Origin of the sequence: Flavobacterium sp. (assembly GCF_027482425.1) — a bacterium.
Taxonomy (GTDB): Bacteria; Bacteroidota; Bacteroidia; order Flavobacteriales; family Flavobacteriaceae; genus Flavobacterium.
In genome coordinates this window covers 19092-39974 of the sequence record NZ_JAIXWA010000050.1, presented here as the reverse complement: position 1 = coordinate 39974, position 20883 = coordinate 19092, and the positions used below count along the sequence as shown (strand labels likewise).

Genomic DNA, 20883 nt, shown 5'->3' with positions numbered 1-20883 from the left:
TGCTGATCGGTCTTCACAACCCACCCAAACGCCGGTGGCTAAGTTGGGCACCATGCCGATGAACCAACCGTCGGATTGATTTTGCGAAGTTCCTGTTTTACCGGCAATAGGGTTGGTAAACATATACGGATAACCCGTCCAACGCGTGTCGCCACTTCCTCCGGATTGCGTGCGTAAACGTACACCTGAGCCTTCATCGGTTACGCCTTCTAACAGTTTAATTACGGCAAAGGCAATATCTTTATTCAACACATCATGCGATTCAGCAACGGGTTCGTAAATCACGGCTCCGTTTTTATCTTCGATGCGCTGAATGAATTGTGGTTTGATATACACCCCTTGATTAGCAAAGGTAGAATAGGCCGCCACCATATCTTGAACAGTAATATCTACTGCACCTAAAGCAATAGAAGGTTGCATCGGGATTTCGGTAGTTACGCCCAGTTTTTTGGTAAGTTCGACTACCGGTTCGGGTCCGGTTTTGTCAATCAACTTCGCCGATACGGTATTGATCGAATACGCCAAGGCTTTTTTCAACGTAACCATACCGCGGTATTGGTGATCGGAGTTGCGCGGTTCCCAATCTTCGGTTACATTATGTTTCCCTTTGCGAATCATAAACGGGCCGTCAATGATGGTATCACAGGGCGACATGTTCAGTTGTTCGATCGCGGTGGCATAGACAAACGGCTTGAAGGTCGACCCCACTTGGCGTGCGCCTTGCCCTACGTGATCGTATTGGAAATATTTGTAATTGATGCCTCCCACCCAGGCTTTGATGTGCCCCGTTTGGGGTTCCATCGCCATCATACCAGCTTGCAAGAAATGTTTGTAATACCGAATTGAATCCAGAGGAGTCATTACCGTATCGCGTTCCCCTTGCCAAGTGAAAATGGTCATTTTGGTTTTTTTCTTGAAGGAAGCAATAATTTCCTCATCCGTTTTTTCATCTGCTTTGAGGATTCGCCAACGCTCGGAATTGCGCATGGCTTGGTTGATGATTTTATTGGTTTCGGCTGGAGTGATGTTTACAAAGGGCGCATTTTTGTTCTCTTTCTGTTGTAAAAAGAATTCCTCTTGTAAATTCTTCATGTGCTCCCGAACCGCTTCTTCGGCATGTTCCTGCATTTTGGAATCGAGAGTGGTGTAGATTTTTAACCCATCGCCGTAAATGTCATATTCTTCATCGTCGGCCCGTTTGTGTTCTTTCACCCAATTTTTCATATAGTCCCGAAGGTATTCTCGAAAATAGGTAGCCAAGCCTTCATAGTGACTTTCTGGACGAAAATCAAGTTTAATGGGTTGTTTTTCCAATAGATTTCTCGCTGCAGGTTCGAGCTTCTTATTGCGTACCATTTGCCCCAACACCACATTTCTTCGTTTTAATGAGCGTTCAGGAAAACGTTTTGGGTTGAACCGCGAGGGATTGGTAAGCATACCAACTAACGTAGCACTTTCGTTGATGGTAAGGTCTTTTGGCTCTTTGTTAAAATATACTTTTGCAGCCGATCGAATACCTACGGCTCCGTTAACAAAATCAACTTGGTTAAAGTACAAAGCGATGATTTCATCTTTGGTATACTGACGCTCTAAACGCACGGCAATAATCCATTCTTTGGCTTTTTGAACCACCCGAAACGGTAAAAACTTAGACCCTTCTCCATGAAACAATAATTTGGCCAACTGTTGGGTAATGGTACTTGCTCCTCCGTTGGCTCCGAATCGTGCGGCTGCGCCAAAAGTTCGTTTGGCATCGATACCGGAATGTTCATAAAAACGCTCGTCTTCCGTCGATACCAAAGCATCCACCAAATGTTTTGGAAGGTCTTTGTATTTAACTGCCGTTCGGTTTTCATTGTAAAATTTTCCCAATACGACCCCATCACTGGAGATGATTTCGGTGGCTAAGTTGGAGTTCGGATTCTCCAAGTCTTCAAAAGAAGGCATGGCACCAAAAAGGCCCCACGAGGCAAAAAGGAAAAACAAGAAAACACTCCCTAGCGTGTAAAAAAAGAAACGCCAAAACTTTTTCTGGTAGTACTTGATGTCTTTAGCGACAGTCAGGGGTTTCGGGGATTGATTTGCCATAATTATTCGGTCGTTTCTATTCTAAATCCAACTTCCGTAATGCCATTTAAACGCTCGACCCCAGGAACTTTTCCGGTTTCTCGTAAGGCATGTTGAATATGTACTTTATAGTTTCCTTTTTGGTCGAAAGTGAACTTCTCTTTGTAAAAAAGCTTATTTTCTTTGAGATCGCTAAAACCATCGCCCATCAAGCTTCCATCAGGATGCGCCATTTTGTATTCTAGGGTATCCACCAAGACTTTTCGATTGGGTTGCTCAAGTGAAACAATCACAAAAAGGTTGTCAAACGGATAGTCTTTGTTGTCGCGCACATTCAAAAACAAGTTGTATTTTTTTCCGGCCTCCAACTTAGGTAAGTTAAAATGAACAATACTGTCTTTGTGCCAAGCATTGCCCACCGATTTGTATTCGTCAAATACGCCGTTTTTGTCGCACGATGCGCAACTTATCAACAGCCCTAAAAAGAGTAAACTAGTTCGTACCTTCATTGTTTTTGCTCTCATTCGAATTGCCTCGATTTCTGTTTCCAGAACGTTTTTTGTTCCGTTTGTTGCGATTGTTTGCGCGTTGTTCGCCTGTGTTGGATTGCCCTTGTGATTGGACTCCTGAATTATCTTTAGGTTGTGCCTGCTGTTGTGCAGGACGGTTTTGATGGTTGCGTTGCGATTGATTGTTTCTTTGTCCTTGATTTTTATCCGGACTCACCGCACGGGGTTGGCCTTCTACAACGGCGCCTTCTCGCCCATTCCCTTTATTTCGGTTTTTGCTCTTATTTCGGTTTTTCTTTTTGGGTTGGTCAAATCGAGTGATACTCTCTTGTCCGACCACATTGTTGTATGTTTTTTCAACTTCTTGCTCCACTTCAACCGCATAATCTTCTAAGGCTGAAGCGAGACCTCCATCTTTGTTGATGGCCATAATTTCCTTCACTTGTTCGGCACTCAACACATGCCAAGCGGCAAAATTATCGGTATAGGCATACCACATCAATCCTTTGAAGATATCTTGTTTTTGACAAACCGCATCGCCTTTCTCCGTTTTCAATTTGGTTTCGTAATCGGGAAAGTCACGCAAAGCATCCATGTAGGTGTCTAATTCAAAATTGAGACAACACTTCAATTTACCGCATTGCCCAGCCAATTTCTGCGGGTTCAACGATAATTGTTGGTAGCGCGCCGCCGAAGTATTGACACTGCGGAAATCCGTCAACCATGTCGAGCAACACAATTCGCGTCCACAGGATCCAATTCCGCCCAAGCGCGAAGCCTCTTGACGAAAACCAACCTGCTTCATTTCGATACGAATCTTAAACTCAGAAGCGTAATCCTTAATCAACTGACGGAAATCCACCCGATCATTGGCGGTGTAGTAAAAAGTAGCTTTGGAACCATCACCTTGGAATTCAATATCCGAAATTTTCATTTCCAAATTCAAACGAATTGCCAATTCACGAGCGCGAACCTTCATCGGCTCCTCGCGATCGCGCGCGGCACTCCAAATGTCAATATCTTTTTGAGAGGCTTTTCGATATACTTTTAGTACTTCTGCCGAATTGTGATCGACGCCCTTTTTTTTCATTTGAATTTTAACCAATTCCCCCGTCAAGGTCACTATGCCTACATCATGTCCCGGAGATGACTCTGTTGCCACAATATCGCCGATGCTTAACGTAAGTTTTTCCGTATTGCGGTAAAATTCTTTACGCCCGTTTTTGAAACGAACTTCCACACAGTCAAACGGGGCTTCCCCTGAAGGGAGACTCATGTTGGCTAACCAATCAAAGACTGTAAGTTTGTTGCAGCTATTGGCGCCGCAAGTGCCATTATTTCCACATCCTTTGGCCCCGTCACTTTTTGACGAACCACAGGAACAGTTTGTACATGCCATAAGAAAATATATATTGATCGTCGACAGTAATCCATCGACTACGTTTACCCTAAACGATTCGTTTGTAAAGATAGTATTTTTTCAATTATGGAAAATGCAAAAAAGGGGGAAGGTGTTTTCAACAAAATCGCCCGACTCTCAGCGAAATCAGGCGAAAAAGCAAGGTATTTTTTTAGTTTAAAATCAAATACACTTTGTCGGATAAGCGAACCCGTGACGGAACGGTAAAGGTAACTTTGTCGCCCGCTTGTGCCATTGTTCCCGCAACACCATTGACGTGCATCTGGGAAAGGGTAAGTTCCATTTCGCCGGTGGTCGGACCCACAATAAGGATGCGATCGCCGTTTTGCAGTGCGCCGTGTTGCATTTCTACCAAACCGATACCGGCTTTTACATAGTTATGCGCAACTTTGCCGAGAAGTGTTTTTTTTACCCGATGTTTCGGGTTGATTTTTTGGCGAATATCCGTTGTCGCTTTTGCAAGCGGTACTTCAGGTAATTCACCTGCATGTTTGAATTTTAGTTTTTCAGATTTCCCCTTGCGGAAGACTTTGTTGCCCACTTGGATTCCTTTGCGCAATTTTACTTGCTCTGCCAAAGGAAGATGAATGGTGTCCAGGCATTCTTGCGAACAACAATTTTCCATCGCGGCCTTACATTCGTCACATTGAATAAATAACAAATGACAGCCGTCGTTTACGCAATTGGTATGATCGTCACAGGGTTTCCCGCATTGGTGACATTGTGCAATAATATCATCAGTGATGCGCTCGCCCAAACGATGGTCAAACACAAAATTCTTTCCAATAAACTTGCTTTCTAATCCTTCTTCTTTGATTTGTTTGGCATAGTTGATAATGCCGCCTTCCAATTGGAATACATTTTTAAAACCCTGATGCTTGTAGTACGCACTCGCTTTTTCACAACGAATACCGCCGGTGCAATACATCACGAGGTTTTTATTTTCTTTAAAATCTTTTAATTGCTCATTGATAATCGGCAACGATTCGCGAAACGTTTCCACATCCGGCGTAATCGCACCTTTAAAATGACCCACTTCACTTTCGTAGTGGTTGCGAAAATCTACCACAATCGTATTCGGATCGTCCAAAATCGCATTGAATTCGCGGGCATTCAAGTGCACGCCTTTGTTGGTCACATCAAAAGTCTCATCGTTTAATCCGTCGGCTACAATTTTGTGACGCACTTTAATCGTCAATTTCAAAAAAGAGAAATCATCTTGCTCCACGGCTACATTTAACCGAATCCCATGCATGAAATCATAGGCTTCCAAGGTTTCCCGAAAGGCCTCGAAATGCTCGGCGGGAACACTCATTTGGGCATTAATTCCTTCGTGGGCTACGTATATACGACCCAACGCATCCAAGGCGTTCCAGGCTAAAAATAAATCGTCGCGAAATTTTTTGGGATCTTCGATTTTGGCGTACGCATAGAAAGATAATGTCAACCGTTGTTGACCCGCTTCTTCAATTAATTGAGCTCTTTCCTCTGCGCTTAATGTGTTGTACAGTTGCATGCTATAAACGTATTAAGTGAGATAAATGAATTCACAATGGCGGAATTCGAGCGCAAAGGTATTGTTTTATTTGAATTCTCCAAGATTTGGGCGCATCCCCAAGGGGTCGGGCTATCCGCTACAATCTTTTGGGAAACCCAAAAGGATTTTCGCTGCTATCCCTTGCGCACCGTGCTATGAAGGAGCACTTTTTGAAAATGAAAATTCGTTGTCCCATAGAATCATTTGATACTATCAAAAGGATAAATGGAGAAGAAAGTATTCTTTATTTACCACAAAAAAACCCCCAACGGTTAGCCATTGAGGGTTGTTGTTTTGTTTTAAAAACGCTTAACAGAATTCGCTGTACGCGTCTTTTAAGTTTTCTGCAATCATTTCAGCAGGACGTCCTTCGATGTGGTGACGTTCCAACATATGAACCAATTCACCGTCTTTGAACAACGCCATGCTCGGCGATGATGGAGGGAACGGGAACATGTGTTGACGTGCTGTGTCCACCGCTTCGCGATCGACACCGGCAAAAACCGTAATCAATTGATCGGGTTTTTTATCGCCATCCAAACTCATTTTTGCGCCCGGACGCGCATTACGCGCGGCACAGCCACATACGGAGTTTACTACAACCAAGGTGGTGCCGTTTTGTTTAATTGCATTTTCTACCGCATCGGCAGTATATAAGTTTTGAAAACCTGCGTCCTTTAATTCTGCACGCATGGGGTTTACCATTTCTTCTGGATACATAATGATTTTCTATTACGTTAATGTGCAACAAAGGTACAACCTTTTCAAATTAAAATTTTCCAACAAACGATAAAGATTTGTTATAAATGTGTTGGTTATTATCCAAAAAAGCGATGCCACAAGGCTTTTAAAAACAAAGTCTTGGGACAACGTAAAATAATGTTTAAATCTTCTAAAAAAGTGGTTTCTTCATCCAAAAATTTAAAGATGGTATCCACTTTTCCTTTGCGAAACATACTCGCGAAGATTGAACTTCCGACTTTATTTTGGTGAAATAAAATATCGATCAGGAGTAAATCGTAACACCAAAAACGATTCAAGGTTTGAAATTTTCGCAGGTCGTTGTTTTGTGTTAAAAAATCAACCAATACCTTTGATTTTTTGAGGGCATTTTTAAACGTATAGCCTGTACTTGCTTTTGTCCAACCGCCTGCCGAACCGATGTGCAAGATGCGTTCGGTATTGTGTTTCCAAAAGGGATAACAGGTCATCGGGATGTTGCCTTGTTCAGTTTCTGTGATGGTGTAGTTGATAACGCCCAAGCGTTCTAAATAGGCTTTAATTTCCATTTCATATTCCTCGCGCTGGAGCAGGTTGGCCGAAAATAAGGTAAACTCCAATAAAGCCTCTTTTTCGCTGGTGGGCAGTACATACATGAATCGGGTATTCTCCTTTTGAGGTACCGAAAAATCCATAAAAGTAGCGCAATCGGGATTAAAAACGGGCGCTTCGGTTTGGACAAACCAACCTACAAAATGTTGGTGCACTAAGGGAAATTTCTTTTGTGAAACTAACGGTTCGGGGTTGAAAATGGAATTGAAAACGTAGTTGCTGGTAAAGCTTTGGTTTTCGGTTTTAACCAAACAATGGTTTCCCAATTCTTGAAAATCTATTACTTTTTCTTGCCGTATTGTAATGTTAGAATAAAGCGCAATTTCTTGAAAGGTCGTTTGGTAAAAATCCACTCCCCGAATCATCCGATACGTGTAAGGTGCCATCGCAAAACGACGCTCAAAATCAGCATCGGCAAACACGGCTGCATCCCAAGCATTGTGTTGTATATTTTCAAAATGTTTTTTTTCATCCCAAAAACACCAGGTGCGATCGTTCGTTTTTTTGGCATCGGCATCGAGTAAGAGGATTTTTTTATCCTGAAAAAAGGGATGCTGCATCATTTCTCGAACGGTCAATAAAGCCGCGAGTCCGGATCCCGTGAAGATGTAATGAAAATGTTGCACGATTCAAAGGTAACAAAAACCGCTGCCCTTTTGCCCAAACATTTGTTAATCCCAATGAAAACGAACTCCTATAAAACAGCGTATCCCTTGATTAGGACCGTAGGCATACGTAGGGTCAAAGGTCAGACCAAACGGGTTGTCGGGCGTGGGCAAAGCCATACCATTGCTGTCAAATTGCACGTTTTGGTCAAATGGATCGTTGGCGCGTGCAATCAAAAACGGATTTCCGCGATTGGGGGTCCAGTTGAGTAGGTTTTTCACTCCGCCATAGATTTCAAAACGATGCCAACCTTTGTAGGTCAATTGAATGTTTTGAATGCTGAACGGCAAGGAATATTCCCGTCGTGGATCTAAGGGGCCGAGCAGTGGCAAGCGCATGGGGCCGGTGAGGTTTCCTGTGTAATCGATGGTCCATTTGCTGTTTCTCGGGGTAAAGGCAATCGACCAATTGGCCCCATAACGTTCGGCAAATAAGGGTTGAAATTCACGTCCTTCTTGCCGAACCGTTGGGCGATAGAGGTTAAATCCAAGCGAGGCCGTAATGCCAAACGGACTGATCCAATCGCCTTGCAAGCCGCTGCCCCACATGCGCATGTCGCCGTCCAAATTTTTATAAATAATGGCATTGGGATTGGTATCGTAATCGGGTAAGATACGGTTGGTGAAATACGTCAACCATGTGGAGGCTTCTATGACAAAGGTGCCAGCATTACTCGTCGACCACTTGTGTAAGTAATTCCAATTGGCATTGTACGAGGTATCGGGGCGCAAGGATTCAGCCAAAATCACATCCCGAGCACCCGACAACGCTTGATGATCTTCGGTAAAAAGATTGACGACGCGAAAACCGGTTCCCAAGTTAAACCGCATCACGGCGTTGGGAGCAGGCTTCCATTTTAAAGCGATTCGCGGCGTAAAAATGGAGCCGTGAGCCGAATTGTAATCATAGCGCATGCCAAGGAGCGCTCCCGTTTTGGCACTCCAGGTCCAATCATCTTGCACAAAAAAACTTCCAATATGCATGTGATTCGGTTGCGCTGTAGCGGGCGTATTATCGTTGTAAAATTGATAGCGATAGGCTGTTCCCGTTAGAAGCGAGTGGTTCCCCATTTGTTTGTCCCAAAGCGCTTGCACAAACCCAATGTTTTGTTGGGCGAGGTATACCGAATTCCCATATACTGAATTTTGGTCATGACCAATCCAGGAGTATTGTATTTTAATTTTTTCTTCGGTAGGCAGTTCATACAAACCGAGAAGTTCATAGCGCGAGGTGTAAATACTTTCCCCATAGACTTGGTCGCCTCCGCGAAATGAAGAATTCCATTGCATTTGCCCGCCCCATCGGTCTTCATACAAATACCGTCCTACCCATTGAAACGCTTTGCCGCTTTTCCGATTGAAATTCCATTTTCCAAAAAGCGCCATGCGGTGTTGCAGGGCGACATCAGTAAAATTATCGCGGTTTTCATCCACCTTATTTTGAGCATGCACGTAATTGACGCCTAGCAATCCGTTTCCTGATTTTTTTGAGCCCAAACGGTAGCCTAAATCTAGATTGTGCTCCCACCATGAGGTAGTAAAAAAGTTTCCGGTAAAACGTTTATGGTTTTCGGGTCTTTTGGTGATTATGTTGAGTAACCCAGCAACCGCTTCACTACCATATAGGGAGGAGGCGGGCCCTTTGACGACTTCAATGCGTTCAATCATGGAAGTGGGAATTCCTGAGAGGCCGTAAACGGTTCCCAACGCACTGACAATGGGCATTCCGTCAATAGTGACCATGGTATAAGCGCCTTCCATACCATTGATGCGAATATCATAGGTGTTGCAAACATTGCAATTGTTTTGCGGACGCAATCCGTTGGCATTTTGCAAGGCATCTACCAAATTTGACGTTGGGTTTTGTTTTAAAAAAGTCGACGTAATGATTTCTACGGGTACCGCGTTCTCGAGCCGTTTTACAGGTTTTAAGGTTCCCGACACTACAATTTCATCCAATTGTGTCGTACCTTTGGGAAGACTGTCTTGGGGCGTTTGACTGCTTAGTGTTATCAAAAAAAAAAAAAAAAAAACTGCAATTTTATATTTCATAAAAAAATATTTAGACAAAACTAAAAATAGTTTTATTCAAAACAAAGTATTATTTTTGAATAAATAAAAATTCAGATGACCATTTCCGAAGAGAACTACATCAAAGTCATTTACCATTTATCGCAGGTGACTCCCAAAGGGGTGACTACTAATGCTATTGCGGGAACGTTGGATACCAAAGCCTCTTCTGTAACAGATATGCTCAAAAAATTGGCCGATAAAAATTGGGTTTCTTATCAGAAATACCAAGGTGTTTCATTAACCGAATCGGGGTTACTAAAAGCCAAGATGGTGGTGCGTAAACACCGCTTATGGGAGGTGTTTTTGGTCGAAAAATTGGGGTTTGCATGGGATGAGGTACATGATATCGCCGAGGAATTGGAACACATTCAGTCGGAGGCTTTAATCGCTCGGTTGGATGAGTTTTTGGGGCATCCTGCTTTTGATCCCCATGGCGACCCAATACCGAATGCCAAAGGAGAAATGGTCAAAGAAGAACGGTTACTTTTGTCAGACGGACAGCTTCATAAAACGTATCGCTTTATGGGTGTGCGGGATTCATCGCCTGGATTTTTGCAGTATTTGGATAAACAAAAAATTGCCTTGGGCGCCCAAGTGGAATTGGTTGAACGGGAGCCGTTTGATCATTCACTTACGGTATGTATCAACGGAACTACCTTGGTACTTTCTCAAAAAATTACCGATAACCTTTATGTTTTAAAACATGTTTGATGCTGTACTTCGTTTTTTTGAACAAATTGACCCCGTATTGGCTGCTTTGTTGGCGACTTTATTTACGTGGGGATTGACCGCTCTGGGTGCTTCGTTTGTGTTTTTCTTTAAAACGATGAACCGCGTTGTTCTCGATGGGATGCTTGGTTTTACAGGTGGTGTTATGGTTGCGGCCAGTTTTTGGAGTTTATTGGCTCCTGCCATCGAAATGAGCAAAGGAGAAGGTTTTGTAAAAGTGATGCCTGCCGCACTTGGGTTTTTATTAGGCGCCTTTTTCATTTTTGGTTTGGACAAAATTCTACCGCATTTACACCTCAATTTCCAAGAAACCGAAGGCATGAAATCACCTTGGCAACGGACAACATTATTGGTCTTGGCAATAACGTTACACAATATCCCAGAAGGGTTGGCTGTGGGTGTGCTTTTTGGCGGTGTCGCTGCAGGTATCCCAGAAGCCTCTATTGCTGGGGCTGTGACCTTGGCAATTGGGATTGGAATTCAAAATTTCCCGGAAGGAATTGCCGTGTCGATGCCGCTCCGTCGTATGGGAATGAGCCGATGGAAGAGTTTTATGTACGGTCAATCGTCGGCGTTGGTCGAACCCATAGCGGGGGTTTTGGGAGCGGTTGCGGTTACCTTTTTTACCCCTTTGTTGCCGTATGCCCTAGCTTTTGCAGCAGGAGCGATGATATTTGTGGTCGTTGAAGAAGTGATTCCCGAAACGCAGCAAGACAAAAATACCGATATTGCTACCCTAGGTTTCATCGGTGGTTTTATTGTCATGATGATGCTTGATGTCGCTTTAGGATAATAAAAAAGGCAGTGATGAAGCTGCCTTTTTTATGAATAGATAATTAAAATTTTGCCCCAATCGAAACGTAAAAACTTTGTCCTTCTCCGGGCAATAACCCTGGCCCGGGATAGCCTCCAGCGCGTCGAGTTGCGTATTTTTCATTCGTAAGGTTGTTGATTCCCCCTCGAAGATTATAATTTTTAAATCGATACTCCATCCCTAAGTCAATTACTTTATACCCACCAATACGTCCGTTTACTCCGTTGGCTGTGGGTGTAACGGTATTCTGTGCATCGGTATATACAGCACCGTTTTGACGTTGTTGCGCACTGATGGATATTTTTTTGTACTCCCAGCTAATTCCAAAGTTGTGTATGAATTCGGGGGCATTTTCTACCCGTTTTCCAGCGAGGTTGGTGGTGGTAATGGTAACGTTAGGAGCAGCACCGCTTACACTCGTTACCGCAAAATCATCATAACGGGCACTGATGAAGGCACTGCTAGCAAAGGTTTTCAATTTCCCCCATGTTTTTGGTGCTCCAAACACATCAAACCAACTGATGTCACCGTATAGTTCGGCTCCTTTGTGGATACTTTTACCCAAGTTGGTGCGGAAGGCAAAAGCCGCCTGCGTAGGGTCGTCGTTGATAAAGCGATTTAACGTACCAATGCGGTTATTGTACACCATGTAGAAGTAAGATACATCAAAATTAATCCAGTTTTTATACGTACCGCGGTAGCCTAAATCGATGGTATATCCATTGGCATCTTGTAAGTTAGGATCAATAACATCGGTCGTAGCAGGAGGCGTTTGATCAGAGAACAATACGGGGCGATACGCTTGAGAAATGTTTGCATATACATTGGTAGTTCCAATGCGGTATTCGGTTCCTAAACCGAATAGGAGTTGGGTGCGGTTTAATTCTTGGTTGGGCATCAATACATCGTTACCGCTCACTCGGTTGAATAAACCTGAACCTACCGATTCAATGATTTCTAAACGTGCGCCGGGTGTTACGGTCCAAGCCGGCGTGATTTGGAACATGTTTTCGGCAAAAAGGGCAATGTTGCGCGTGGTAAAGTCCAAGTTTCTTGGATAACGATCGCTAACGGTAAGGTCAAAATCACTACCGTTGGTCCCTGTACCGCGTTGTCTACGGTTGGTATCGGCTTGATACAGACGGAACCCAAAAGCCAAATGATGTTGTGTTTTTCCAAGCGAGTAGTTCCAAAGCGAACGGTTTTCCAAGCCGAAGTTCGCATAACGATCACGGTCGACCTGACGGTTGGCATACGCTAAAGTCGTTGGGTTAATCGCATCAACTACATTAGGAGCGGCAGTGAATCCCACACTATTGCGCTCGCCATAGAGTCCGAACAATTTGAAATCCGAGGTGATTTTAGGACTCCAACGTCCTGTAATGGTAATCGTAGCCAAGTTCCAAGGCGTTCCCATCCAGTTACGATCGCGTAACGATTGACGGTGATCGGCGGCAAATTGTACATCAGTCAGACCGCCAGGTTGCTGCAACTCATAGTCCATTGTGGTGAATTCTACTTGTGCTTTCCAGTGCGGTGCAAATTCGTAGCCCAAGTTGACAAAAGAGTTTCTAATTTGATACCCAGTATTATCGCGCCATCCATCGGCTCTACGAGCATGGTGATAAGCGTAATAGGTAAATTTTCCGTGTTTTCCACCGATTGCATTGAAGCTGCTTACTAAGCCAAAACTTCCTACTGTATTTTGGGTTTCGTAACTGAATTTTTTCTCAGGTGCTTTTTTCAATACATAGTTGATCATCCCTCCAAACTGAGGTCCAAATTGTAATGAAGCCCCACCGCGGATGAACTCGATACGTTCTACGGCTTCCATCGGAGGATTGTAATAGGCTTCGGGATAGCCAAAAACGTCGGAGGAAATATCGTAACCATTTTGACGCGTGTTGAGTTCCCAGCTGCGGTTGGGACTTAATCCACGTACGGCCACGTTGACTTGAATTCCGGATCCGTCGTTTTCCCATACGGAAACACCGGCCATCCGCGAAAAGAGTTCGCGGGCATTGTTGGTGGTTCGGTTGGCGTTGATTTCGTTGAGACGTAATACATCATTTTTCTTTCCCGAATAGATGGTTTGTTGCTGTACAGCAGGCATTCGATCGGGAGTTTGTTCTTTGATGAAAATGATGACTTGGTCGAGGGTAACGGTGGCCGTATCTTTTTTCACTTCTTGGGCTTGTGTAGCCGCTGCGGTAAGCAAAAGTCCAGCCAATATAGGGGCAATAATGCGCATGTTTTTGAAAATTTTCGGCAAAGATACATCCTTATTCTTATTTAGACAAAGTTTAAATAAGAATAATAATAAATTTAATTTTTGTTTAAGGCAAGGGAAAAAGATCCGTTTTTTTAAAGCGTTTTTTTTTGGCGAATAACAGGCTGATATCGAGGCAGCTATTGCAATAGGGGGTGGAGTGGAAATCCCGACAGCGGAGGAACGAAGCGGCGGCATTGCAACGGAAGACCCGACCCCGAGCAGCAGGAATAAATTAGCTACGAAAGGCGTTCACTCGGGGGATTGCCCAAAAATTAACAGCCACAATTGTCATCACCACAGTTTTTATCTTTTTTCTTGGGTCGTTTTTTAAAGCGCTCAAACAAATAGGCGAGCGCGATGCCCAAGGCCAAGTACAAGAAAATTTCTTGAATGCCCATACGAATTATTTTAAAAACTGATAGGCGACCAAGGCCGAAACGTAGGCGATACCGCTCATAAACACCAATTGAATCATGGGCCATTTCCATGAATTGGTTTCTTTTTTTACGATGGCGAGGGTGCTGATACATTGCATGGCAAAAGCATAGAACAGCAAGAGTGAAATGCCGCTAGCCAAGTTAAACACTGGGCTGCCGTCTTCGTGAACTTCGTGGCGCATTTGTTCTTTGATGGTAGTTTCTTCTTCGCTTTGGTCGCCTACTTTGTAAATAGTGGCCAAAGTACCTACAAACACTTCACGTGCGGCAAATGAGCTCACTACCGCGATACCAATTTTCCAGTCGTAGCCCAGTGGTTCAATCACGGGTTCGATCATTTTCCCTGCGATGCCCATATACGAGTGTTCCAATTTGTATTCGGCAGTCCAATTGGGAATGACCGACGGATTGATAGGGACAGGGGAATTGTAAACTTTTTGTTCAATAATTTTTTCGGCATTTTTAAATTCATCACCTGGCCCATGCGAGCCAAGGAACCAGAGAATGACCGATAAGGCTAAAATAATTTTCCCTGCACCAAAGACAAATGACTTGGTTTTTTCGACCACATTGATGCCCACGTTTTTGGCCATGGGAATTTTGTACCCGGGCATTTCTACCACAAAATAGGACTTCGTATTTAGGTCCAAAACCTTATGCAGAATAAACGCACACAACAACGCGATTCCGAATCCCAACAGGTACAATACCATCAAGGTAAGTCCTTGAAGGCTGATGAATCCCAAAACATGTTTCTCAGGAATGATGAGGGCAATCAAAATAGCATACACAGGTAGGCGTGCCGAGCAAGTGATAAAAGGCGTGACCAAAATAGTGATCAACCGCTCTTTCCAATTTTCGATATTGCGCGCTCCCATGATGGCAGGAATGGCACAGGCGGTACCTGAAATTAGGGGCACAACACTTTTCCCCGAGAGGCCAAAGCGTCGCATGATTTTGTCCATCAAAAACACCACCCGACTCATATAGCCGCTTTCTTCCAAGACAGAAATAAAGAAGAATAAAAAGGCGATTTGCGGAATAAAAATGAGAATCCCACCGATGCCCGGAATAATCCCTTCGGTAATTAAATTGGTGAATTCGCCGGGGGGCAAATGGGTTGCGGTGTACGTAGCGAGTTGCGCAAACGTTTCGTCGATAAAATCCATAGGGACACTCGACCAGTCGAAAATCGATTGGAAGATGCCAAAGAGAATCACAAAGAAAATAAGGTAGCCAAAGATTTTGTGGGTAAGAATGCGATCGAGGCGTGCGCTGATGTTGCCCGCTTTGGATCGGTCGATGGTTTGTCCCACTTTTAACGTATCGTTGATAAACTGATACCGTTTGATGGTTTCTTTTTGCTGCAACCGTCGGAGTTCCGTATGCGATTTGGTGAACGAGCTTTTCATTTCGTTCCGCTCCAAATTCAAGAAATTGACGTCTTGCGTAATCACCAACCACAGTTTGTACACCAATTGATTGGGGAAGGCTTTGCGTAATTTGTCGAAGTATTCGGGGTCAATGGAGGAGGCATTCAAACACGGTGCTGTGGGTAAGGATTGGTAGTCGAGAATACGTTGTTTGATTTCTTCGATGCCAATATTTTTTCGGGAACTCGTGAGCGCGATTTTGGTTTTCAATTGGGCTTCCAAATAGGGAATATCCAATTCGATGCCTTTCAATTTCATACGGTCACTCATGTTGATGACCAAAATGGTAGGAATTTCAAGGTCTTTGATTTGGGTAAAAAGAAGCAGATTTCGCTTGAGGTTTTCTACTTCAGAAACTACAACCACTACATCGGGAAAGTTTTCATCTTTGCGGTTTAGTAAAAGTTCGATCACCACATTTTCGTCGATGGAACTCGCATTCAAACTGTAGGTGCCGGGCAAATCGAGTATCGTAGCGCGGGTGGTTTCGTTCAAACGGCAATACCCAATTTTCTTTTCTACGGTAATTCCGGGGTAATTGCCCACTTGCTGTTTTAATCCCGTAAGTTGATTGAATACCGATGTTTTACCGGTGTTGGGATTCCCAATTAAAGCTACTTTTATCGTTTTTTCCACCATGGTAAGTCGTTAGAATGTCACTTCTATTTGCCGAGCCGTCTCAATACGAATGGCCACGTGCGAATCGTTGATGGTAAAATAAAGCGGATCTCCCAAAGGAGCGATTTGCAACAATTCCACGCGATTGCCCGGAAGGCACCCCATTTCCAGTAATTTCAAAGGAATGGTATCGATGTTAAACTCAACGATGGTCGCTTGTTGTCCGATTTTCATGTCGGCTAAGGTTTCGCTCACTTTATTTAGATTGAATTAAAATACAAAAATACGGAAATCCACCCGATAATGAGGTTTCCTCCAAAAAATTAAGTTTTGTTTGACATTCATTCTTTGGGTTCGCATAAAAACTGAATATCTTCCCACAATTGTTGTACATTTTTTACGCCCGGTTCGGTAGGGCCATCGAGGTTGGTGCCGTCATAAAACCCACGGATGCGTTGTTGGGCATCGACGAGCACAAAATTTTCGGTGTGCACCATATCGTATAATTCCTTGGGATTGCCTGTTTTTACGGCCAAAAATGATTTGCGTGCCAAGTAGTAAATCGCTTTTTTATCGCCTGTAAGCAGGTTCCATTTGTGGTCCAATACGCCTTTTTTTTGCGCGTAGGCTTTTAAAACGGGAACGCTGTCAATGTCGGGGGTCACTGAGAAAGAGAGCAATTTTACGTTGGGGTTGTTTTTGATTTTTTCCTGTAACCACGCCATGTTGTTGGTCATTTTGGGACAAATAGTGGGACAAGTAGTAAAGAAAAAGTCGGCGACATAAATTTTTCCTTCATAGTCTTTATCGGTAATCGTTTTCCCGTTTTGATTGGTAAAGGCAAACGATTCGATGCGGTGTTCCAAGGCTACATGTTGCACCGTTGTATCGACCAATTCTGGATTGACATCGCTTGGGGTATATATCGGGAGGTTTTTTTTGGGTTTTAATACCGAATAAAAAGCACTCACGGTGATGATGGAAAACAACACAAAAAAGAGTATAAAAAAGCGGTATTTTTTGAGAAAGGTGCCCATGCCAAAAATTTTGGCAAAAGTACAAACCCGTATCGAATTCAACGGATTTCCCTTGAGGATTATACAGAATTTAACAACTATTCAATCAATATTTTGATAGCTTTGTTGGGAAAACTAAACAAAACACGGTATGAAAAACCACAATGTACTCACTTTTGTTGCCACCCTAGCCGCTTGTTTGGCTTTGGATACGGCTGCAGCACAAAATAAATCGGGTCTTCATTTGGACTTGATGGATACGTCGGTCAAACCCGGCGATGATTTCTTTCGGTATGTAAACGGCACTTGGTTTGACAAAACCGATATTCCCGCCGACCGTACGCGTTGGGGAAGTTTTGATGAATTGCGTCAAAACACCGATAGAGACGCGTTAGCCATTCTGAAACAAGCGGCCAACGACAAGAAGTTGGACCTCAAATCGGACCAAGCCAAAGCTGTCAATGTGTATAAAACCTATATGGATACGTTGGCGCGCAACAAACGCGGGATTCAACCCTTGAAAGCGACCTTAGCGCAAATCGATGCGGTGAAAAATGTCAACGATTTAAACAAGTTAATGATCGACCGTTTGCCGTTTGGAGGCGTTGGTTTTTATAGCATGTTTGTGGGCGCTGATGCCAAAAATAGCAACAAAAATGTGTTGAGTATTGGCCCTGGAAGTTTGGGATTGCCCGACCGGGATTACTATGTATCGGAGGATGCCGATTCAAAAGAAAAACGTCAAAAATATGTAGCCCATGTAGCCCGTATGTTGCAATACCTCGGTTTGTCAGAAGCCAAAGCGCAAGCCGATGCTGCCCGTGTTTTGGCCTTAGAAACTGCGATGGCACAACCGCGTTTTGACCGTGTAGAACGCCGCGACCGCAGAAAATCCTACAATCCGATGGATATTTTGCAATTGCAAAACCTCACGCCTTCGGTCAATTGGCGCAATTATATCATGGGTGCGGGTATCAAGCGTATCGACACCGTGATTGTGTCACAGCCTAAATACATGGCTGCTTTGGAGACCCTTTTTCAGGCCAATGAAGTCGATGCTTGGAAAGCCTATTTGCGTTGGACCCTCCTCAACCGTTACGCCGATCAATTGACTACCGATATCGAACGAGCCAACTGGGAGTTTTACAGTCAAACGTTGCAAGGCGCCAAAAAACAACGTCCCCGTGAGGAGCGTGCGCTTCAAGTGGTCAACGGAACGGTGGGGGAAGCTTTAGGCAAATTGTATGTAGCGCAAAAGTTCCCTGCTGAAGCCAAAGAGAAAGCGGCAAAAATGATCAAGTACGTCTTTCGTGCTTTTGAAAACCGCATCAACAACTTGCCTTGGATGGCTCCCGAAACCCGCGTAGGTGCCATTCAAAAATTGCGTAAGTCGACCGTAAAAATTGGATACCCCGATCAATGGAAAGATTATTCCAAATTGGAAATCAAAGCCCTAGCTGACGGAGGTACTTATTTTGAAAATATGGAGAATGTGTCGCGTTGGAATTTCCAAAACAACATCGACGATTTAAGCAAGCCCGTAGACAAGACCCGTTGGGGGATGACACCCCAAACCGTGAATGCGTATTACAATCCGTCGTATAATGAGATTGTGTTCCCAGCGGCTATTTTACAACCGCCTTTTTACGATTATAAGGCCGATGATGCAGTCAATTTCGGGGGCATCGGTGCTGTCATTGGGCATGAAATATCGCACGGATTTGACGATTCAGGGGCGCGATACAATGCCGACGGGAATTTGGTCAATTGGTGGAAGGATGAGGATTTAAAACAGTTTACTGCTTTGGGAACAGCTTTGGCCGATCAGTACAGTGCATTGCAACCCTTACCGGGAACTTTTGTAGATGGTAAATTTACCTTAGGGGAAAACATTGGCGATTTGGGCGGAGTGAACGCAGCCTACGACGGCTTACAATTGTACTTGAAAGACCATGGAAATCCAGGATTAATCGATGGATTTACGCCCGAACAACGATTCTTTATTTCGTGGGCTACGATTTGGCGCTCCAAAATGCGCGATGAAGCGATTAAAAATCAGGTGAAAACCGATCCGCATTCGCCCGGAATGTACCGTGCGTATGTACCGTTGATCAATGTTGATGCGTTTTACCAAGCGTTTAATATTAAGGAGAATGACAAATTGTACCTAGCTCCAGAGAAACGGGTGAAGATATGGTAATTCAACCGTTTAGCAATGCAAAAGGCCGTTCCCAAAGAGCGGCCTTTTGTATGCATAGGTACTGATTTTTTAGCGGTTGTCGAGGAGTTTTTGGACAATTTGGTCGAGTTGAACCTGATTTTTTCGAACAAAGGTGAGTCCGTCTTGAATGAGGTTTTGGATATTCTCGGGAGAGGTATCGTCCATTTCGGAGGACGCTTTTAAGAGTTCGGGCATCAACCGGAAATAGTGTTGTGTATTTTCATTCCCGAGGGATTCATACATTTTTTGCATTTGGTAATTGACCGTTTCTACGTTGGACGACAACAAGATATCGATGAGTGGGGTTATCCATTCGACTTTTCCCGCATTTTTAAAATCGTCAAAGGCATAGGGTTTCAACACCGTTCCCGTTCCTACCGACACCACAATCATATCATTGGCTGTAGGGTAATCGGGTTTTTCGGGGTGGTTGAGCACTTTGGAAAAGGGAATTTTTCGCGCTTCGGCATAGGCACACAAGGCGGGATTGTTGGCATAGACCCCGCCATCGATGAGGGTAAACTGTTCGCCCGAGAGTGAAACTACTTGGGCCGGTTCAAAATAAGAAGGCGCTGCTGAGGTAGCCCGGCAGACATCGGTGACCCGAAAGTTGCGTATGGGATTTTCGGCATTGTGACTTGTAAAAAAGGTTGCTTTTCGTGCAGTGATATCATAGGCGGTAATCAAACACGGCTTGATGAGGTGCCGTAGTTCGAGTGAACCAAACACGTGGGCTAACTCTTGTTCAAGAGGGGTATCGTCGATTTTTTCTTTGAGTAGCCCAAACGGATTGAGGAGTTTGTCCCAAAACGATACGTCAAAAATGGTGGCTCCTTTCTCGGTATACAAAGCAAGCGCTTCGGTCACCGAGAACTTCGCTTTTTGGTGTTCATCGGGGCAAAGCAGCAACGCCGTTATGAGTCCGCCGGTACTGGTTCCCGCAATAAGGTCAAAATAATCACCGAGTTTGGCCTGAGGATGATCCTTTTGTTGGAGTTGTTCTTCGATGTATTTCAGAATGATACAGGAGATAATGCCTCGAATTCCTCCGCCATCGAGGGAGAGTAGGGTGATTTTACGGTTCATGATTATCTTTTTAAAGCATTACATACCCTTGTGCGTCGCGTTGGCGTTTGATCAATTGGCGCCAGTTGTTGAATCCTTTCTTTTCAAAATGGGGGAAATCTTTAAAATTTTTCCAGTTGCCGCCCCATTCCCAGCCGAATTGCGCAAAGATTTTCACGCACTCGTACCAGTCGGCGACGGTGTCATTGTCCCAGTCTTTGGCGGTGTCCCAGGAGGCTGTTTTTCCGTCGATGATAAGGCAAATGTCAACGGCAAAGCCATAGTTGTGCACCGATTGTCCCCCTTTGGCTTGAGTAACACGATTGCCGAGCGGTTTTTTGGCGGTTTTTCCTTGGGGATTGACGTGGGTTCGCCCGAGTGCAAATAAATCATCTTGTTCTTTGAAGGTGCGTAGTCCTTGTGTGATTCGTACTTTGGCCCGCCCGGTGAGTGCTTGATCACAGGCTTGAATGATTTGGGTCACTTCAGCGCGTACCGAAGGATGGAGTTGGGCGATGCGGTTTTGGGTGGGAGTGTCCATGGGATTGTTGTTTTTAAATTAAGCCTTTCAAGATGTTGTTATATAAATTATTTTTTTCACTCTGTCAGACGCACTTTATTTTTAAATAAACAAAACACCTCTATTTCAATTCCTTAAAATTAAAAAATGAATCC

General features: G+C 44.0%; 17 protein-coding genes. 3 read left to right on the top strand and 14 right to left on the bottom strand.

Going from position 1 to position 20883, the window contains the following annotated elements; translation table 11 throughout:
* The 7 genes from Q0037_RS06885 to Q0037_RS06855 all read right to left on the bottom strand — a co-directional run.
* Nucleotides 1–2088 (bottom strand): transglycosylase domain-containing protein (locus tag Q0037_RS06885; protein ID WP_297516911.1); only part of this gene is annotated, 2088 nt, incomplete at its 3' end.
* 2 nt (nucleotides 2089–2090) lie between these two features.
* Nucleotides 2091–2576 (bottom strand): gliding motility lipoprotein GldH, encoded by a 486-nt coding sequence (locus Q0037_RS06880; RefSeq protein WP_297516910.1) that lies wholly within the window; start codon nucleotides 2574–2576, stop codon nucleotides 2091–2093.
* A complete protein-coding gene (locus Q0037_RS06875; RefSeq protein ID WP_297516909.1) occupies nucleotides 2560–3975 on the bottom strand; it encodes a regulatory iron-sulfur-containing complex subunit RicT in 1416 nt (471 codons plus the stop codon). Before Q0037_RS06875 ends, Q0037_RS06880 begins: the two co-directional genes overlap by 17 nt.
* A gap of 172 nt (nucleotides 3976–4147) precedes the next feature.
* On the bottom strand, nucleotides 4148–5512 hold the full coding sequence (locus tag Q0037_RS06870) for a rhodanese-related sulfurtransferase (protein WP_297516908.1): 1365 nt from the start codon (nucleotides 5510–5512) through the stop codon (nucleotides 4148–4150).
* A 330-nt stretch (nucleotides 5513–5842) separates the two neighbouring features.
* Nucleotides 5843–6253: a BrxA/BrxB family bacilliredoxin gene (locus tag Q0037_RS06865; protein ID WP_297516907.1), complete on the bottom strand. Its 411-nt coding sequence runs from the start codon at nucleotides 6251–6253 to the stop codon at nucleotides 5843–5845.
* A gap of 98 nt (nucleotides 6254–6351) precedes the next feature.
* Nucleotides 6352–7491, bottom strand: coding sequence for a lycopene cyclase family protein (locus tag Q0037_RS06860; protein ID WP_297516906.1), 1140 nt, complete (start codon nucleotides 7489–7491; stop codon nucleotides 6352–6354).
* Between the two features lie 45 nt (nucleotides 7492–7536).
* On the bottom strand, nucleotides 7537–9582 hold the full coding sequence (locus Q0037_RS06855; RefSeq protein WP_297516905.1) for a TonB-dependent siderophore receptor: 2046 nt from the start codon (nucleotides 9580–9582) through the stop codon (nucleotides 7537–7539).
* Between the two features lie 75 nt (nucleotides 9583–9657).
* Between Q0037_RS06855 and Q0037_RS06850 the strand changes: the two genes are divergently transcribed.
* Both Q0037_RS06850 and Q0037_RS06845 read left to right on the top strand, forming a co-directional pair.
* Complete coding sequence (locus Q0037_RS06850; RefSeq protein WP_297516904.1) at nucleotides 9658–10314, top strand: metal-dependent transcriptional regulator; 657 nt, start codon at nucleotides 9658–9660, stop codon at nucleotides 10312–10314.
* Entirely contained in the window at nucleotides 10307–11125 is an 819-nt protein-coding gene (locus Q0037_RS06845; protein ID WP_297516903.1) for a ZIP family metal transporter, read from the top strand. Before Q0037_RS06850 ends, Q0037_RS06845 begins: the two co-directional genes overlap by 8 nt.
* Nucleotides 11126–11168: 43 nt before the next feature.
* Here the strand turns inward: Q0037_RS06845 and Q0037_RS06840 are convergent, their stop codons facing one another.
* The 5 genes from Q0037_RS06840 to Q0037_RS06820 all read right to left on the bottom strand — a co-directional run bounded on the left by Q0037_RS06840 (nucleotide 11169) and on the right by Q0037_RS06820 (nucleotide 16943).
* Complete coding sequence (locus tag Q0037_RS06840; RefSeq protein WP_297516902.1) at nucleotides 11169–13397, bottom strand: TonB-dependent receptor; 2229 nt, start codon at nucleotides 13395–13397, stop codon at nucleotides 11169–11171.
* A 293-nt stretch (nucleotides 13398–13690) separates the two neighbouring features.
* Nucleotides 13691–13816, bottom strand: coding sequence for a FeoB-associated Cys-rich membrane protein (locus Q0037_RS06835; RefSeq protein ID WP_297516901.1), 126 nt, complete (start codon nucleotides 13814–13816; stop codon nucleotides 13691–13693).
* Between the two features lie 5 nt (nucleotides 13817–13821).
* Nucleotides 13822–15927, bottom strand: a complete 2106-nt coding sequence (feoB, locus tag Q0037_RS06830; protein ID WP_297516900.1) for a ferrous iron transport protein B — start codon at nucleotides 15925–15927, stop codon at nucleotides 13822–13824.
* Nucleotides 15928–15936: 9 nt separating this feature from the next.
* Nucleotides 15937–16161 (bottom strand): FeoA family protein, encoded by a 225-nt coding sequence (locus tag Q0037_RS06825; RefSeq protein WP_143161677.1) that lies wholly within the window; start codon nucleotides 16159–16161, stop codon nucleotides 15937–15939.
* Nucleotides 16162–16247: 86 nt separating this feature from the next.
* The gene (locus tag Q0037_RS06820; RefSeq protein WP_297516899.1) at nucleotides 16248–16943 is read right to left on the bottom strand and encodes an SCO family protein; all 696 of its coding nucleotides are present in this window, start codon (nucleotides 16941–16943) and stop codon (nucleotides 16248–16250) included.
* A gap of 130 nt (nucleotides 16944–17073) precedes the next feature.
* Between Q0037_RS06820 and Q0037_RS06815 the strand changes: the two genes are divergently transcribed.
* A complete protein-coding gene (locus tag Q0037_RS06815) occupies nucleotides 17074–19122 on the top strand; it encodes a M13 family metallopeptidase (protein ID WP_297516898.1) in 2049 nt (682 codons plus the stop codon).
* Nucleotides 19123–19191: 69 nt separating this feature from the next.
* On the opposite strand, the gene Q0037_RS06810 is transcribed toward Q0037_RS06815, so the two are convergent.
* Nucleotides 19192–20229, bottom strand: a complete 1038-nt coding sequence (locus Q0037_RS06810; protein WP_297516897.1) for a patatin-like phospholipase family protein — start codon at nucleotides 20227–20229, stop codon at nucleotides 19192–19194.
* A gap of 10 nt (nucleotides 20230–20239) precedes the next feature.
* Nucleotides 20240–20749 carry a M15 family metallopeptidase gene (locus Q0037_RS06805; RefSeq protein WP_297516896.1) on the bottom strand — a complete coding sequence of 170 codons (510 nt, stop codon included), beginning with the start codon at nucleotides 20747–20749 and terminating at the stop codon, nucleotides 20240–20242.
* Nucleotides 20750–20883 lie beyond the last annotated feature (134 nt).

What these genes read in the sequence shown, in the direction of transcription:
- Q0037_RS06875 (WP_297516909.1), bottom strand. Translation starts at nt 3,975, where the DNA reads ATGGCATGTACAAACTGTTCCTGTGGTTCGTCAAAAAGTGACGGGGCC.
- Q0037_RS06850 (WP_297516904.1), top strand. Translation starts at nt 9,658, where the DNA reads ATGACCATTTCCGAAGAGAACTACATCAAAGTCATTTACCATTTATCG.
- Q0037_RS06865 (WP_297516907.1), bottom strand. Translation starts at nt 6,253, where the DNA reads ATGTATCCAGAAGAAATGGTAAACCCCATGCGTGCAGAATTAAAGGAC.
- Q0037_RS06845 (WP_297516903.1), top strand. Translation starts at nt 10,307, where the DNA reads ATGTTTGATGCTGTACTTCGTTTTTTTGAACAAATTGACCCCGTATTG.
- feoB (WP_297516900.1), bottom strand. Translation starts at nt 15,927, where the DNA reads ATGGTGGAAAAAACGATAAAAGTAGCTTTAATTGGGAATCCCAACACC.
- Q0037_RS06870 (WP_297516908.1), bottom strand. Translation starts at nt 5,512, where the DNA reads ATGCAACTGTACAACACATTAAGCGCAGAGGAAAGAGCTCAATTAATT.
- Q0037_RS06840 (WP_297516902.1), bottom strand. Translation starts at nt 13,397, where the DNA reads ATGCGCATTATTGCCCCTATATTGGCTGGACTTTTGCTTACCGCAGCG.
- Q0037_RS06855 (WP_297516905.1), bottom strand. Translation starts at nt 9,582, where the DNA reads ATGAAATATAAAATTGCAGTTTTTTTTTTTTTTTTTTTGATAACACTA.
- Q0037_RS06880 (WP_297516910.1), bottom strand. Translation starts at nt 2,576, where the DNA reads ATGAAGGTACGAACTAGTTTACTCTTTTTAGGGCTGTTGATAAGTTGC.
- Q0037_RS06820 (WP_297516899.1), bottom strand. Translation starts at nt 16,943, where the DNA reads ATGGGCACCTTTCTCAAAAAATACCGCTTTTTTATACTCTTTTTTGTG.
- Q0037_RS06810 (WP_297516897.1), bottom strand. Translation starts at nt 20,229, where the DNA reads ATGAACCGTAAAATCACCCTACTCTCCCTCGATGGCGGAGGAATTCGA.
- Q0037_RS06805 (WP_297516896.1), bottom strand. Translation starts at nt 20,749, where the DNA reads ATGGACACTCCCACCCAAAACCGCATCGCCCAACTCCATCCTTCGGTA.
- Q0037_RS06815 (WP_297516898.1), top strand. Translation starts at nt 17,074, where the DNA reads ATGAAAAACCACAATGTACTCACTTTTGTTGCCACCCTAGCCGCTTGT.
- Q0037_RS06835 (WP_297516901.1), bottom strand. Translation starts at nt 13,816, where the DNA reads ATGGGCATTCAAGAAATTTTCTTGTACTTGGCCTTGGGCATCGCGCTC.